The organism is Abyssisolibacter sp. ZYX002 (genome assembly GCF_056892235.1).
In genome coordinates, this window is sequence record NZ_JARMXH010000008.1 from 1 (window position 1) to 16,343 (window position 16,343).

The 16,343-nt window shown below is 31.7% G+C and carries 13 protein-coding genes and 1 riboswitch; all 13 genes read left to right on the top strand.

Features of this window, described 5'->3' with window-relative positions:
* Nucleotides 1-359: 359 nt before the first annotated feature.
* The 13 genes from P3X86_RS17630 (at nt 360) to P3X86_RS17690 (ending at nt 15,917) form a co-directional block, all read left to right on the top strand.
* Nucleotides 360-1,619: an MFS transporter gene (locus P3X86_RS17630; RefSeq protein ID WP_483294049.1), complete on the top strand. Its 1,260-nt coding sequence runs from the start codon at nt 360-362 to the stop codon at nt 1,617-1,619.
* 232 nt (nt 1,620-1,851) lie between these two features.
* Nucleotides 1,852-3,105 carry an MFS transporter gene (locus P3X86_RS17635; RefSeq protein ID WP_483294050.1) on the top strand — a complete coding sequence of 418 codons (1,254 nt, stop codon included), beginning with the start codon at nt 1,852-1,854 and terminating at the stop codon, nt 3,103-3,105.
* A gap of 187 nt (nt 3,106-3,292) precedes the next feature.
* Nucleotides 3,293-4,465: a phosphopentomutase gene (locus tag P3X86_RS17640; RefSeq protein ID WP_483294051.1), complete on the top strand. Its 1,173-nt coding sequence runs from the start codon at nt 3,293-3,295 to the stop codon at nt 4,463-4,465.
* Nucleotides 4,466-4,478: 13 nt separating this feature from the next.
* Complete coding sequence (locus P3X86_RS17645) at nt 4,479-5,804, top strand: pyrimidine-nucleoside phosphorylase (RefSeq protein WP_483294052.1); 1,326 nt, start codon at nt 4,479-4,481, stop codon at nt 5,802-5,804.
* Nucleotides 5,805-5,882: 78 nt separating this feature from the next.
* Nucleotides 5,883-6,034: riboswitch (Lysine riboswitch) on the top strand.
* Between the two features lie 140 nt (nt 6,035-6,174).
* Nucleotides 6,175-7,383, top strand: a complete 1,209-nt coding sequence (locus P3X86_RS17650) for an aspartate kinase (protein WP_483294053.1) — start codon at nt 6,175-6,177, stop codon at nt 7,381-7,383.
* 27 nt (nt 7,384-7,410) lie between these two features.
* Nucleotides 7,411-8,400 (top strand): aspartate-semialdehyde dehydrogenase, encoded by a 990-nt coding sequence (locus P3X86_RS17655; protein ID WP_483294054.1) that lies wholly within the window; start codon nt 7,411-7,413, stop codon nt 8,398-8,400.
* 12 nt (nt 8,401-8,412) lie between these two features.
* Complete coding sequence (gene dapA / locus P3X86_RS17660) at nt 8,413-9,297, top strand: 4-hydroxy-tetrahydrodipicolinate synthase (protein ID WP_483294055.1); 885 nt, start codon at nt 8,413-8,415, stop codon at nt 9,295-9,297.
* Between the two features lies 1 nt (nt 9,298).
* Nucleotides 9,299-10,078, top strand: coding sequence for a 4-hydroxy-tetrahydrodipicolinate reductase (gene dapB, locus P3X86_RS17665; protein ID WP_483294056.1), 780 nt, complete (start codon nt 9,299-9,301; stop codon nt 10,076-10,078).
* Nucleotides 10,078-10,788, top strand: a complete 711-nt coding sequence (gene dapD, locus P3X86_RS17670) for a 2,3,4,5-tetrahydropyridine-2,6-dicarboxylate N-acetyltransferase (protein WP_483294057.1) — start codon at nt 10,078-10,080, stop codon at nt 10,786-10,788. Before dapB ends, dapD begins: the two co-directional genes overlap by 1 nt.
* 12 nt (nt 10,789-10,800) lie before the next feature.
* Nucleotides 10,801-11,991, top strand: coding sequence for an aspartate aminotransferase family protein (locus P3X86_RS17675; RefSeq protein WP_483294058.1), 1,191 nt, complete (start codon nt 10,801-10,803; stop codon nt 11,989-11,991).
* Between the two features lie 96 nt (nt 11,992-12,087).
* The gene (locus P3X86_RS17680) at nt 12,088-13,368 is read left to right on the top strand and encodes a sensor histidine kinase (protein ID WP_483294059.1); all 1,281 of its coding nucleotides are present in this window, start codon (nt 12,088-12,090) and stop codon (nt 13,366-13,368) included.
* Nucleotides 13,349-14,188 carry a DNA-binding domain-containing protein gene (locus P3X86_RS17685; protein ID WP_483294060.1) on the top strand — a complete coding sequence of 280 codons (840 nt, stop codon included), beginning with the start codon at nt 13,349-13,351 and terminating at the stop codon, nt 14,186-14,188. The genes P3X86_RS17680 and P3X86_RS17685 overlap by 20 nt, the downstream gene beginning before the upstream one ends.
* A 106-nt stretch (nt 14,189-14,294) precedes the next feature.
* A complete protein-coding gene (locus P3X86_RS17690; RefSeq protein ID WP_483294061.1) occupies nt 14,295-15,917 on the top strand; it encodes a Na+/H+ antiporter NhaC family protein in 1,623 nt (540 codons plus the stop codon).
* Nucleotides 15,918-16,343: the final 426 nt, after the last annotated feature.

The window sequence follows — 16,343 nt, forward strand, 5'->3', positions numbered from 1 at the left end:
TATTAACCCGTGGTCTTTATTTTTTTGAAAGAGAGATGTCTGGGGCATCTCTCTCAGACTGTAGAAAAAAGCCCAATTTCTGCGTTGTTGTTAAAATTTCCGTTGCTCACTTACCTCTAAGTAAGCTCTGCTACTCAATTTTAACAGCTCCCGACTTGAACTTTTACCACAGTCTGCTATCTAGATGACTTTGTCATCATCTATAGATATATGCCTAGGGCATCTATCTTTTTTTTGAAGGAGGTATAAATTATGTTAAAACTAAGAACAGAATCAAAAATTACAAATCTAGAAGAGAATCAATTTACGTGAACTAGAAAAATAACAATCTCACAAAAGAAAAAGGGGCGATTTTAATCATGAGCATAGTAAAAAAGATATTTAAACCATATATAGGATTACCTAGACCAATATATGTAATATTTATTGCAAGAATAGTAAATGCAATGGGTGCATTTATATTTCCATTATTAGCATTGATACTAACAAAGAAAATTGGATTAGTAGAAGATGAGGCAGGATTATATGTATCACTACTTGGATTTGTAGTTATACCTGCAGCGTTAATTGGTGGGAAACTAGCAGATAGCTTTGGAAGGAAAAAAATTATAGTGATATTTGACTTATTAGGTTCAGTTTGTTATTTGTTATGCAGTGCTGTAGAGACTAGTATGGTAACAGTATACCTAATAGGAGGAGCCTCATTCTTATTTGGAATTGCTGGGCCAGCACATGATGCATTACTTGCAGATATAACAACTCCTGAAAATAGAGAGGGGGCATATTCACTTTCATATTTGGGATTTAATATAGGATTTGCATTGGGGCCTGCAATAGGAGGACTATTATTTGAAAACTACTTTAAATGGATATTTATTGGAGATGCAGTGACAGCTGTGCTAGCTACGAGCTTAATTTTAATTTTTGTAAAAGATACCCTATCAAAAGCTAAAGAAGAGAAATTCGATGAAAATAGAGCTATGGAAAAGCATGTTGAAGGATCTGTTTTTAAAGTACTATTAGATAGACCGATATTAGTGTTGTACGCTCTTATAATGTTTGGATATTCATTTGTATACTCTGAGTGGTGGTTTTTAGTGCCATTACACACTGAAGCAAACTATGTTGGTAATGGGGCAAAATTGTATGGTTATTTAGCTAGTTTTAATGGAATTGTAGTTGTGTTACTTACAGCAGTTGTAACAGCTTTATTAACTAAAATGAAAATCCACAATATTAGAAAAATAGCTATAGGTGGAGTGCTTTATGCGCTAGGATTAGGTATGTTGGGATTCTACAGTAACAAGATAGCGTTTTTTGTAGCTATATTCATATTTACAATAGGAGAAATAGTAGTTACTGTTTCTTCATCTCCGTTTATTATGAATCATACACCAGCTTCGCATAGAGGAAGAGTTGGAGCCTTGCTACCTACTATAATTGGTATTGGAAGTGTACTAGGACCACTTGCAACTGGAAAAATACTACAAATAACTACTATAGAAGTTATGTGGAAAATAATACTTGTAATGATGCTTATGTTTTCATATTTTATGGTTTTGTTACAGAAAAACGAAGTGAAATTAGGAGGAAAAGTTGAACAAAGCCAAGATGATTAATTGAATAAATATAAGAAGATTTGAATAAAAGCTAGATTGGAGTGATTGCAATCTTGCTTTTTTTAAGCACTATGCATTTGACATATATATAGCTGTAGAATATAATAAAAATGTTGCACTTACAAAGATGAAGATTGCACGCAATTTATTAGCAATATATGAACATAATATTATATAGTAAGCCCATAAATAAATTACTATAATGTAATAGATATTAAGGAGAACAAAATGAATGAGATATAAAATAAAGCAAATAAAAAGAATATATGGTCATTTTCATAGAGATATTTACATAGTATTTTTCGCTAAACTCATAAATTCCCTAGGAGCCTTTGTGTTTCCATTACTTACATTGATACTTACTAAAAAATTGGGTTTATCAAAAAAAGAGACAGGTATATGGATAGCAGCCGCAGGGATAATATATGCAATGGCAAGTATTTTGGGAGGCAAATTAGCGGACAATTTTGGTAGAAAAAAGATAATAGTGATATTTAATATGCTTGGAGCATCTGTGTACATAATCTGTGGTTTAATGCCCGAGAGCTTTGAGTTGATATATCTGATAATGGCAGCTTGTGTATTAATGATTGTTGCCGATCCCGCACTGAATGCATTAGTAGCAGATATTACTAAGCCCAGTGAAAGAGAAGGTGCTTACTCGCTGATATACTTGGGTTCTAATGTTGGATATGCTATAGGACCAGCTATAGCTGGGATGTTATTTGAAAATCACTTGAATTTGATATTTATTGGAGATGCAGTTACAGCAATAATTTCTACATTATTACTACTTATATTTGTAAAGGAGTCTATAAATAAAACAGAAGATGAACATATAAGTAGAGAAAAAGAAAAACGTGTTGAAGGTTCATTAAAAAGTGTATTACTAGATAGAAAGATACTAATATATTTTTCGTTAGTGTTATTTGGATATTATTTCGTATACTCACAATGGGGATTCTTAGTTCCTTTACATATGGAAAATTTATATCCAGGACATGGAGCGAGTTTCTTTGGGAAATTAACTATAATAAATGGACTTACAGTTATTGTTGCAACACCGTTAATAACATCATATTTCAGAGGAATAAGCAATCTTTTGAAGATATTTTTTGCAGGGTTGCTGTATGTGGTAGGATTTGGAACATTTGCATTTGTTGATTTCAAGCTAGGATTTTTGATACTAGTTGTGATAATAACACTTGGAGAAGTAACCATTACCACTAACTGTATGCCGTTTATAGCTAGTCATTCACCAGCTTCGCATAGAGGTAGAATAAACTCAGTTATACCAATTATAATGGGAGCTGGATATGTAATAGGACCATTTGTAATGGGATGGTTTGTAAAATACAAATCTTTTGCAAGTGCATGGAAATTCATAGGTATATTTATGTTTATATTTGCATCTTTAATGTTGTGGCTTGAAATATTAGAGAGAAAGAAACGTAAGAAAAATAGAAAAACTAGAAAGGATGTCTAAACGATATCCTTTTACTAATTAATTAGCAGTGGTTTAAAAATCATATTTTGGTTATAAATAATAATACAAGGTGGCTATAAATTTCTTGAAATATAGCGAAATATAGAATAACATATAATTACAGATATTCAACTAAAGCAACACTGTGATAACAACATTTTAAGGTATAACAAAAGGAGAATGAGATATGATAAATAGAGTTGTATGGATAGTATTAGATAGTGTAGGGATAGGAGCACTTCCAGATGCAGATAAATATGGCGATGTAGGGAGTAATACATTAGGAAATATATCAAAAGACATGGGTGGATTGAAGCTTTATAATATGCAAAAACTAGGTCTTGGTAATATTGATGATATAGTTGGAGTAGATAGTATAGAAAGACCTATTGGTTGTTATGGAAGATTAATGGAAAAATCAAATGGAAAGGATACAACTACAGGCCATTGGGAAATGTGTGGTATATATATGGAAAATCCATTCCCGACATATCCAGATGGATTTCCAGATGATTTAGTTAAGCAGTATGAGAGATTGATTAACGCTAAAATATTAGGAAATAAACCTGCTTCAGGAACTGCTATTATAGAAGAATTAGGAGAGGAACACATGAAGACAGGGTACCCTATAGTATATACTTCTGCAGATAGTGTATTTCAAATAGCGGCTCATGAAGATGTCATACCTTTAGAAAGATTATATGAAATATGTCAAGTAGCAAGGGATTTACTAAAAGATGAGCACGCGGTTGCTAGAGTGATAGCTAGACCTTTTACAGGAAAAGTAGGGGAGTTTGTAAGAACAGCAAACAGAAGAGATTTTTCATTGAAGCCATTTCATACAATACTACTCGATGAACTTAAGGTTAGTGGCTATGATGTTAAAGCAGTCGGTAAGATAGAAGATATTTTCCTAGGACAAGGAATTACAGATGCAGTTCATACAAAATCAAATATGGATGGTGTAGACAAGACAATAGATTATATTAAACAAGATAGTAAAGGTTTAATTTTTACTAATCTTGTTGATTTTGATATGAAGTGGGGTCATAGAAACGATGTAAAGGGATATGCTAAAGGATTAGAGGATTTTGATATTAGATTAAAAGATATAATGAATAGTTTGAAGGATGATGACATATTATTTATTACTGCTGACCATGGATGTGATCCTACATTCCCTGGTACAAATCACACTAGAGAGTATGTTCCGTTCTTAGCTTATGGCAAGCAGTTAAAAGAAAACGTAAACTTAGGCACTAGAAAGTCATTTGCTGATATAGGTCAAACTGTAGCAGAAATCTTTGGTGTTAATAAAATAAAACACGGAGAAAGCTTTTTGAAACTAATAACTAAATAGAGGTGATTTAGTCATGAGAATGTATGATATTATAATGAAAAAGAGAAATGGAGGAGAACTATCAAAAGAAGAAATAGAGTTTTTTATTAATGAATATACAGTAGGAAATATACCAGATTATCAAGTTTCTGCTTTGATGATGGCAGTTTATTTTCAGAAGATGACCGATAGAGAAACTTCATATTTGACAAGAGCTATGATAAATAGCGGAGAAATTATTGACTTATCACCAATTAACGGTATAAAAGTAGACAAACACAGTACAGGTGGAGTTGGAGATACTACTACTATGGTAGTTGGACCAATAGTAGCATCATTAGGAGTGCCTGTAGCAAAAATGTCTGGAAGAGGACTAGGGCATACAGGAGGTACAATAGACAAATTAGAATCATTCAAAGGTTTCAAAGTAGATATGACTATAGATAAATTTATAAATAATGTCAATACAATTGGTATTGCAGTTGGAGGACAGACTGCTAATCTAGCACCAGCGGACAAAAAACTATATTCACTGAGAGATGTAACAGCTACGGTTGACAATGTATCATTAATAGCTAGTAGTATAATGAGTAAAAAAATAGCCTCAGGTGCTGACGCTATAGTTCTTGATGTAAAAGCAGGTAGTGGGGCATTTATGAAAAATGACGATAGTGCCTTCGAGCTTGGAAAAACTATGGTTGATATAGGCAGTAGATTAGATAGAAATACGATAGCAATAATATCAGATATGGATCAACCATTAGGAAATGCTATAGGTAATATACTTGAGGTCAAAGAGGCAATATTAACACTTAAAGGGCAAGGGCCTGAAGATTTGACTAATTTAAGTAAGAAGATTAGCACATATATGTTATTACTAAGTGGTGTTGCTGATGATGTAGAGGAAGCAGAAAGATTAATAGATAATGCTATAGAGTCAGGAGATGCGATTAGAAAACTCAGAGAGTTTGTAAAAGCTCAAGGTGGAGATGTTAGATGCATAGATGATATAGAATTATTTGATAAATCAAAATATGCTTTAGAAGTTAGAACTGACAGTTGTGGTTATATTGAAAAAATAAAAGCAGACGATATAGGAATAGCAGCATTGATATTAGGAGCAGGAAGAGAAACTAAAGAATCAGTAGTTGATTTAGCTGTAGGAATATACCTAGAAAAGAAAATAGGGGATAAGGTAGAAGCTGGTGATATTATTGCAACTATCCATGCAAATTGTATGGACAAAGCAAAAGAAGCAGAAAAAATGATACTTAATGCGTACACAATATCTGATAATAAAGTAGTGCCAGATAAGCTCATAAAAGGAGTAGTCACAAAAGATGGAATAAGGAAAATGTAAAATAAACAAGAAAATTTAAAATATATGTTGACATTTAGAAACAATATTGTTATAGTGTATTAAACGAATTGAATATTAATGTGTAACGGAGGCCGCAGGAATTATTAGTATTGCATTAGCAAGAAAGGAATTACTGCCGAAACATACTAGATATGTTGGGACTATGTTGAACAAATATAGTACTGTCTATTGTTGGTTACCCAGTCTACAATAGGAGTGCTGTTTCACATTAGGGTAAGAGAAATGATTTATGCGTGCATGAAGTCTAGAGTTCTTTTACTCTGGACTTTTTTTTATACATAAAATAACACTTTATAAAATAATAGTACGATATTTGATTCGTAAAGTTAAAGCGATAAAGCGAGGTGAAGTGTTGAATAGAGTAGTTATGAAATACGGAGGAACGTCCGTAAAAAATATAGACAATATTAAGAAAGTTGCGAAAATAATTGCAAAAAGAAAAGAACAAGGAAAGAATGTTGTAGTAGTAGTATCTGCGATGGGAAATACAACAGATAATCTTATAGATATGGCTAAACAGATTTCAAAAGATAAGATGAACACAAGAGAATTAGATATGCTTATATCTACAGGAGAGCAACAATCAATAGCACTTTTATCTATGGCAATAGAAGCAGAGGGATATAAAGCTATATCACTTACAGGGTTCCAAGCTGATATCAAAACAACAGGAGTGCATACTAAAAATACTATAAAAGATATTAATACTGCGAAACTAGAAAAATATTTAGACCAAGGTTGTATAGTTGTAGTTGCTGGGTTTCAAGGAGTAAACGAATCAGGAGATATTACAACACTAGGAAGAGGAGGTTCAGATACTACTGCTGTAGCTTTAGCAGCTATGCTAGATTGTTCATGTGAGATATATACTGACGTTGATGGTGTATATACAATAGATCCAAGGGTGTATAAAAATGCTAGAAAGCTAGATGTGATATCTTACGAAGAAATGATGCAAATGTCAAGCTTAGGAGCTGGAGTATTAGAGACTAGAGCTGTTCAATTAGGCAAACAATATGGTGTACCAATAATGGTCGCCCTAAATACAGGGATGATAAGAGGAACATATATAAAGGAGTTGAAAAAGATGGAAGAGAGAGGAGTAACAGGTCTATCTATGGCAAAAGGTGTATTGATGATAACAGTAGATAACATAAATTATAGCCCAGTAGATATATCTCATCTATTTAAACTATTAGCAACAGAAAAAGTAAACATAGATATGATAAGTCAAAATTCTCAAAAAGACGGTTTAGTGAGTGTATCATTTACTGCTGATGATGAGGATAAATATATAGTAGAAAAAGTTCTAAATAAATATTGTGCAGAAATTAAAAGTGCTGAATATACTATAGAAGAAGATATAGTCAAAATTTCTTTAGTTGGTATGGGGATGATGAATCAATCAGGTGTAGCCTCAAGAATATTTGGTGTTTATGCAGATAGTAATATTGATTTTAAATTAGTTACAACGTCAGAAATAAGCGTATCGTATGCAATAAATAAAAAAGATACAATGACGATAGTAAGCAATTTAGCTAGAGAATTTAATTTATAAAAAATATTATAGTTTGGAGGAGTTAATATGAAAGTAAATATTGCTATAGTTGGCGCAACAGGAATGGTTGGTAGGACTTTTATAAAAGTTTTAGAGGAAATGAAGTTTCCAATAAAGAATATTTATTTCTTTGCATCTGCAAAGTCAAAGGGTACTAAGGTTACATTTAATTCACAGGAATACGAAGTAGAGGAACTTACAGAGGAATCATTTGATAGAAATATAGATATTGCACTATTTTCAGCTGGAGGAGAAATAAGTAAAAAATTTGCACCTATAGCAAAGAGTAAAGGTGCCATAGTGATAGACAACAGTAGTGCATGGAGAATGAATGAAGAGGTACCACTAATAGTTCCAGAAGTTAATCCACAAGATATAAATTGGAACAATGGAATAATAGCTAATCCAAATTGTTCAACAATACAATGTATGCAACCGCTAAAGTTATTAAAAGATAGATATGGCATTAAAAGAATAGTTTATTCAACATATCAAGCAGTATCAGGTTCAGGAATAGGTGGGCTTAAAGATTTAGAGAATGGTATAAAAGGTGAGAAAAATACAAAGTACCCTCATCAAATAGCTTACAATTGTATACCTCATGTTGATGTATTTCTTGAAAATGGATATACAAAAGAAGAAATGAAAATGATAAACGAAACGAGAAAAATACTAGGAGATCAAGATATAAAAATAACCTCAACAGCAGTTAGAGTTCCAGTAAAATACGGACACTGTGTATCAATAAATGTAGAATTAGAAAAAAGTTTTGATATAGAAGAAGTTAAAGCTATTTATAGAGAGTCGGAAGGTATAATATTGCAAGATGATGTAAGTAATAATGTTTATCCAATGCCACTCACAATCGAAGGGACAGATGAAGTTTATATCGGTAGAATAAGAAGAGATTATAGTGTAGATAATGGATTAAACTTGTGGGTTTGTGCAGATAACGCAAGAAAAGGAGCAGCTACAAATGCAGTACAGATAGCACAGCTCTTATTAGATAAACTATAGGAGGAAGATAAAATGAGTATATTCAGAGGATCAGGGGTAGCTCTAGTTACCCCTTTTAAAAAAGATGGTAGTGTAAACTATGATAAATATAAAGAACTAATAGAGTATCATATTGAGAATAATACAGATGCAATCATAACTGTTGGAACGACAGGAGAAGCTTCTACACTGACAGATGAAGAACACAGAGAAGTCATTAGATTTACAGTAAAAGTTGTAAATAAAAGAATACCTGTCATAGCTGGTACTGGTAGTAATGATACGAGTTATAGTATAGAGTTAAGTAAATACAGTGAGGAAGTTGGTGTTGATGGACTTTTAATAGTTACACCATATTATAATAAAACGACACAAAAAGGTTTAATAAATCATTTCACAGCTATAGCTGATAGTGTAAATATACCTATTATACTTTACAATGTTCCTTCTAGAACAGGTATGAATATATCTATAGACACAGTAGTAGAATTATCAAAGCACAAAAACATACAAGCTATAAAAGAAGCAAGTGGTGATATTAGCTATGTAACAGAGATTGCAAGATTATGTGATGATAACTTTGATATATATTCAGGCAATGATGATATTATAGTTCCTATAATGTCTATAGGCGGAAGTGGAGTAATATCTGTAGTAGCCAATATATTGCCAAACGAAACACATAACTTGGTACATGAATATTTAGATGGAGATACAGTCAAGGCTAGAGAAATACAGTTAAAGCTTAACGGTCTAATAAATTCATTATTCATAGAGACTAATCCAATACCAGTCAAAACGGCGATGAATCTATTAGATATGGAAGTTGGAGAACTTAGAGCTCCACTATATGAAATGCAAGAAGAAAACGTGGAAATATTAGTAAATCAAATGAGAAAACTAAAAATGGAGGTATGATATGATTAGAGTTGCTATAAACGGTTTTGCTGGAAAAATGGGACAAGTTGTATACCAAAAATTAAAAAGTTATAAAGATATTATCATAATAGCTGGCGTAGATAGAAATAATAATCTTATACATCATAACGAAATTCCAGTATATACACAAGTTAACGATATAATAGACGGGATAGATGTAATAATTGATTTCTCAAGTAGAGAGTGCTTAAAAGAACTAATAGCTTACGGAGTAGAAAATAGTGTAGGACTAGTGATAGCAACGACAGGATTAACTAACGAAGATAAGTTAGAAATACATGAAGCTTCAAAGCACATACCTATATTTAAAGCTTCAAATACATCAACAGGAGTAAATATACTGTTAGAGGTTCTAAAAACAACTGTACGTGCACTAAGTGATAGTTTTGATATTGAAATAGTAGAAAAGCATCATAATCAAAAGCTTGATGCCCCTAGTGGAACAGCATTTATGTTAGCTAATCAGATAAATAGCACATTAGATGATACTATGGAATTGGTATATGGAAGAGAGGGCAATAATGCTAAAAGAAATGCTAAAGAAATAGGGATACATGCTGTAAGAGGAGGAACCATAGCAGGTGAGCATACTGTAATATTCGCAGGAGAAGACGAGATATTGGAATTCAAGCATATAGCATTATCAAAGAAGATATTTGCAAGTGGAGCAATAGATGCAGCAAGATTTATAGCTACAAAACAAAACGGACTATACGATATGAGAGATGTATTAAATTACAAAAGGGAAGGTGAAATGTAGTGAGTGAAAAAATGACAGATCCTTACGAGATAGCTAGATTTATAAAGGATGCAAAGAAAACAACACCAGTTAAGGTATATATTAAAGGAGAGCTAGAAAATATAGAGCTTAATAATTATAAATATTTTGGAGATAGCAAGTCAGGTGTTTTGTTTGGTGAATACGAATTAGTAAACGATGTACTAAGCAACAATGAAAAGTATATATCTGATTATCACATTGAGCATGATAGGAGAAATTCAGCAATTCCTATACTAGATACAAAACACATACATGCTCGAATAGAACCAGGTGCAGTAATTAGAGACAGAGTTGAGATAGGCAAAAACGCAGTTATAATGATGGGAGCAGTTATAAACATAGGTGCAGAGATTGGTGAAGGCACTATGATAGATATGAATGCTGTACTTGGAGCTAGGGCAACAGTAGGAAAAAATGCTCATATAGGGGCAGGAGCAGTAATAGCAGGTGTGTTAGAGCCACCTAGTAAGACACCAGTAATAATTGAAGATGAAGTATTAGTTGGTGCTAATGCTGTGGTATTAGAAGGTGTGAAAATCGGAAAAGGTGCAGTAGTTGCAGCTGGTTCAGTAGTTACAGAGGATGTGCCATCAGGAGTAGTGGTTGCAGGTATGCCAGCAAGGATAATTAAAGAAAAGGATGAAAAAACAGCAGATAAAGTAAAGATACTTAGTGATTTAAGAGAGTAAGGGGGAAAGGTAGTGAATCTACTAAAGCAGGACAAAGAGTATATACTTAATCTTTATAATAGATTAGATATAGAAATAGAGCGAGGCCATGGAGTTTACTTATATGACAAAGATGGAAATAAATACTTAGATATGTATAGTGGGATATCTGTTAATAATTTAGGACATTTAGGAGATGAACTGGCGCAGATTATATATGAGCAAGCCAAAAAATATACTCATTTGTCTAACTATTTTGCTAATGAGCCCTCAGTGAATTTAGCAAAATTATTAGTAGAGAATACTTTTGCCTCAAAGGTGTTTTTTACTAACTCAGGCACTGAGGCAAACGAAGCAGCTATAAAGCTTGTTAGAAAATATGGTAAGAACAAAAGTAAAACAAAAAACATCATACTTACTGCAAAAAATTCATTTCATGGTAGGACATGCGGTAGTTTATCGCTTACAGCTAGGGATAGATACAAAACTGATTTTTTGCCTTTACTTCCTAGAGTTGAAAATTTTGAGTATAATAATTTAGAGAGCTTAAAATCATTAGTAAATGAAGATGTATGTGGTCTATTTATTGAAACCATACAGGGAGAAGGCGGAATAATAAAGGCTTCAAATGAATTTATGAAACTTATTATGCAGTTATCACAGGAACATGATTTTCTAGTAGTTATAGATGATATACAAGCAGGTATAGGTAGAACAGGAGAGTTCTTATCTTGTGACGAATACGCAGTAAAACCTCATATTGTTACACTTGCTAAATCAATAGGGGGCGGATTACCACTTGGCGCAATGCTTGTAAGTAGTGAAGTAGAAAATATATTAAAACCCGGAGATCATGGTAGTACATTTGGAGGAAATCCAGTATCATGTACTGCAGGAGAATATATAGTAAGAAATATTGCAGATAAAGAATTTTTAGCTTCAATAAAGATGAAAGGTAATAAAATAATAAATGCATTTAAAGATATGAAGTCTGACTATCCAGACATTATAAAGGATATCAGAGGTAGCGGGTTAATGATAGGAATAGATGTGGGTAAATATGCACATGATATCAAAGAAAGAGCTAAAAAGAAAAATTTACTGATAAATATTACAAATGATACTGTTATAAGGCTTTTACCATCCTTAAAAATAGAAGATAATGATATAAATGTATTCTTGAATATAATAAGAAATATAATGAATGAGATAAAAGATCACTAAATATAGTTTTAGTGATTTTTTATGCAATTAAAAGGTGATTTATCAAATTAATAGAACTATATAATATACACAAAAACTATAATACAGGTGGAAAATATGCAGAATTTTAAAAAGATGATTATGATAGGAGCAATAATCTCCGTAGGGGCACTGTTTTATGTAAACTTTTTTGTAGACGGTTTTATTATCACATTGTCTATAGTTCTTTTACCATTATTATTATATAAATACAAAGATTTAAATCCAATTTTAACCTGCATGGTTACAGCTGTTGCTTCTCCATTATTTAGATCAATAGTTATGTTACTAAATATCCAAAATTTAAATAAGGTAATAATCATGGTATCACCCGATATTGTATTTTACATAGCTTATGGTTTTTTGTTTTATTTCTTTTGTCATAAAAATAGAAAAGATTTGACTAAGTTTGCTATAGGTATTTTTATGAGCGACTTTTTAGCAAATTTATCAGAAGTAAGTGTTAGAACCAAAATAATAGGGCTAGAAGGAAAAGTAGTAAAAGGCTTAATCTTAATAGCAACAGTTAGGTGTGTATTAGTTTTAATTATCATAGTTTTACTAAAAAGATATAAATCATTTCTAATTAAACAAGAACATGAAGAAAGATACAAAAAACTGATGTTATTAATATCAAATTTCAAGAGTGAAATATATTTTATGAGAAAAAATATGGACAATATTGAAAATGTTACTAAAAAAACATTCAAGTCTTATAAGTATGCATGTGAAAATAGTTCAAAAGTCAAGTTACAAGCAATGTTACTAGACATTTCCAAGGATATACATGAAATAAAAAAAGATTATATTAGAGTGATTAGTGGCTTAGAATTGTTGTTTGGAGATAAGTTTGAAAAACAGAAGATATATTTAAAAGATATGATTAATATATTAGTAATAAATACAAAAGAATTTTTAGAAGCAGAAAATTTGAATGTAGATTTAAATGTGAGCATAAAATGTGATATCTATATAGAAGACCATTACTACTTAATGTCTATATTTAGAAATCTAATAAACAATGCTATAGAGTCATCAATAGAAGATGAACATCCTAGGATTAATTTAGATATTAGCGAGATTGATGATACAGTATTGTTTAATGTTTACAATAATGGTAAATATATAAAAGAAGATGATATGAACTATATCTTTAATCCGGGGTATTCTACTAAATTTAATGAGAAGACTGGCGATATAAATAGAGGTATAGGGTTAGCTATAGTTAGGGATTTAGTATATGAACATTTTAAAGGTGATATAAAAGTTGAGTCAAGTCTTTATAATGGGACAAAGTTTACAGTTACTATTAGAAAAGAGATTCTAGAGGGGGATACTAATGAAGATATATATAGTTGATGATGATATTAATATTGTAAAAATACTAGAGAATATAATAATAGATAAAAAACTTGGTACAATTATTGGACATTCGTATGACGGAGCTATAGCTTATAATGAGATATTAGAAAAAAAACCAGATATAGTGCTAGTGGATTATCTAATGCCAAACATAGACGGAGCAACATTAACTAAAAATATACGAAAAATAAACCAAGATATATACTTTATAATTATATCAAAGATATCAGATAAAGAAATGATAGCACAGTCATATGAATCTGGAGTAGAGTTCTATATTAATAAGCCAATAAATATGATTGAAGTTCAAAAAGTAGTCAGATCTGTATCCGAAAAAATAGATATGAGTAGAACAATATCTTCGATAAAAGGTATGATAAATATTGACAATAAGCCCTTAGAATACAATAAAAGAGATAAGAAAGTCATGCAAATAGATAATATAAAATATATTCTAGGTAACATAGGTATATTTGGAGAGAAAGGTTCAAATGACATAGTTAAGATTTGTAGCTATATAATACAAAACGAAAATAACTCGTTAAAGGTAGATAGCGTCTACTCAAAGCTTTGGAGTAATAAGAAAGTTGTTAAGCAGAGAATGCGTAGAGCGATAATTAAAGGACTAAGAAATATAGCAAATGCAGGCATAGAAGATTATATGAACGACACATTCCAAAGGTATTCTAATACATTATATGATTTTGAGAATGTAAAATTAGAGATGGATTATATAAGAGGCAAAAAAAGTACTGGAGGGAAAGTAAGTGTAAGTAAATTTATAGAAAATCTATTAATACAAAGTACGAGAGTGTAAATACGACCAAATATTCTAAAAATTTCGATAAATTAAGCGAACTTTTTTGAAGCTATATGAAGCGTCTTGAAATATATGTGTATAATATAGAAAAAGGAGGGTTTATATGGATGAAGCAATTTTGCACTATGGTTTATGGTCATTGTTACCACCAATAATAGCAATTATATTAGCTTTTACCACCAAACAAGTTTTACCTTCAATATTTATAGCAATAATTGTAGGAGCAACTATTATGAGTAAAGGTAACGTTTTCACAGGATTCACACAGACAATCCACAAGTACATAGCTGGTTCCGTTGCAGATGAAGGGCATGCTGGTATCATAGTATTTGATATAGCTTTAGGAGGTATGATTGGAATTGTCGCCAAATCTGGAGGGGCAAAAGCAATAGCCTTGTGGCTAGGTAAGAAAGCTAGGAACGCAAGAAGAGCAATGATTGCTACTTGGGCTATGGGACTTGCAATATTCTTTGATGATTACTCAAATACTCTACTCGTTGGAACTACAATGAGACCACTGACAGATGAACGAAGAATCTCAAGAGAAAAACTTGCATTTTTAACAGATGCAACAGCTGCACCAGTAGCTAGTATGGCTTTTATATCAACATGGATAGCTTATGAGATAGGACTTTTAAAAGATGCTTTTGATTCTATAGGAGTTCAAGTTAACACGTATTCAGCATTTATGCAGTCTATACCGTTTAGATTTTATAGTATCTTAATGCTGGTATTTGTTCTATTTATAGCAGTAACAGGTAGAGATTATGGGCCGATGTTAAAGGCTGAGAGAAGAGCTAGAAAAACTGGAAAATTAGTAGCAGATGGAGCTGTTCCTCTTGCATCAAAAGAGTTAACAGAGATGGAAATAAAAGAGGATATACCATTAAGAGCTATTAATGCAATTATTCCAGTATTAACAGTTATAGTGATGGTTATAGTTGGTTTATATATTAATGGACGAAATAATATATTGGCAGGAGACGACGCGAGCATGATACAATTAGTAAAATCGTCACCTTTTTCAGCAGATGCTATACGTGAAATATTAGGAGCTGCGAAAGCTGCGGTAGCTATGATGTATGCTTCTTTCTGTGGAACTATAGTAGCGTTTATATTGGTATTATCACAACGCATACTTAACTTTAAAGAGACCATAGAAGCATGGGTAGATGGAGCTAAGTCACTTGTAATAGCAATCATGGTTTTAGTTCTAGCATGGGGAATAGGTGGAGTATGTAAAGAATTAGGGACAGCTAAATTCCTAGTTGAAATATTTAAACAGATGGGAGTTTCAGCAAGTGTTATTCCAGCAGGAGTATTCATAATGGGTAGTATTATAGCATTTGCAACAGGTACTTCTTGGGGAACTACGGCTATATTGATGCCTATAGCAGTTCCACTTGTGTTTGAATTAAGTGGTGGAGATACAGGTGTAATACTCTATGCAACAATAGGAGCAGTATTTACAGGTGCAGTGTTCGGTGATCATTGTTCACCTATATCAGATACAACGATAATGAGTTCAATGGCTTCAGCTTCAGATCATTTAGATCATGTCAAGACACAAATGCCATATGCACTCACATGTTCAGCGATAGCAATATTAGTCGGGTATTTACCAGCAGCAGTATTAGGTATAAATCCGTACATTTCATTAGCAGTAGGTGCAATACTAGCATTCTTAGTAGTTAGATTTATTGGAAAAAAAGTAGATGCTGATTAAATAATTAATGTATAAAAAAGGGCTTTGCCCTTTTTTTGTTACATAATTTTTCATGATTTATAGTATGGTCTAGCTATTTTATAGTTACAAATGGGAAAGAAAAACAATGATTATTATAGTGAAGCTACTTGAAATAATATTAGAAGGAAAATACGGAGGAAAAGGCAATTTGATAATATTTTAGAAAATTAATATGGTAAAAGGTTAGGCTTTCCTAATTTCATAACTTGATATATCATATAAGAATAAAGTTATAAAAAAGATGTTAATTAACCATCTTAAAAAGCTGAATCATTGAAGTTGTGAGCAATCACATGACCTACAGAGAAAAACTAATAAATAGTTAATATATACACATATAGTACATATGTTAAAAGCCTTGATAATGTCAATATATATAGATATAATGATAATAACTAAAAAAGT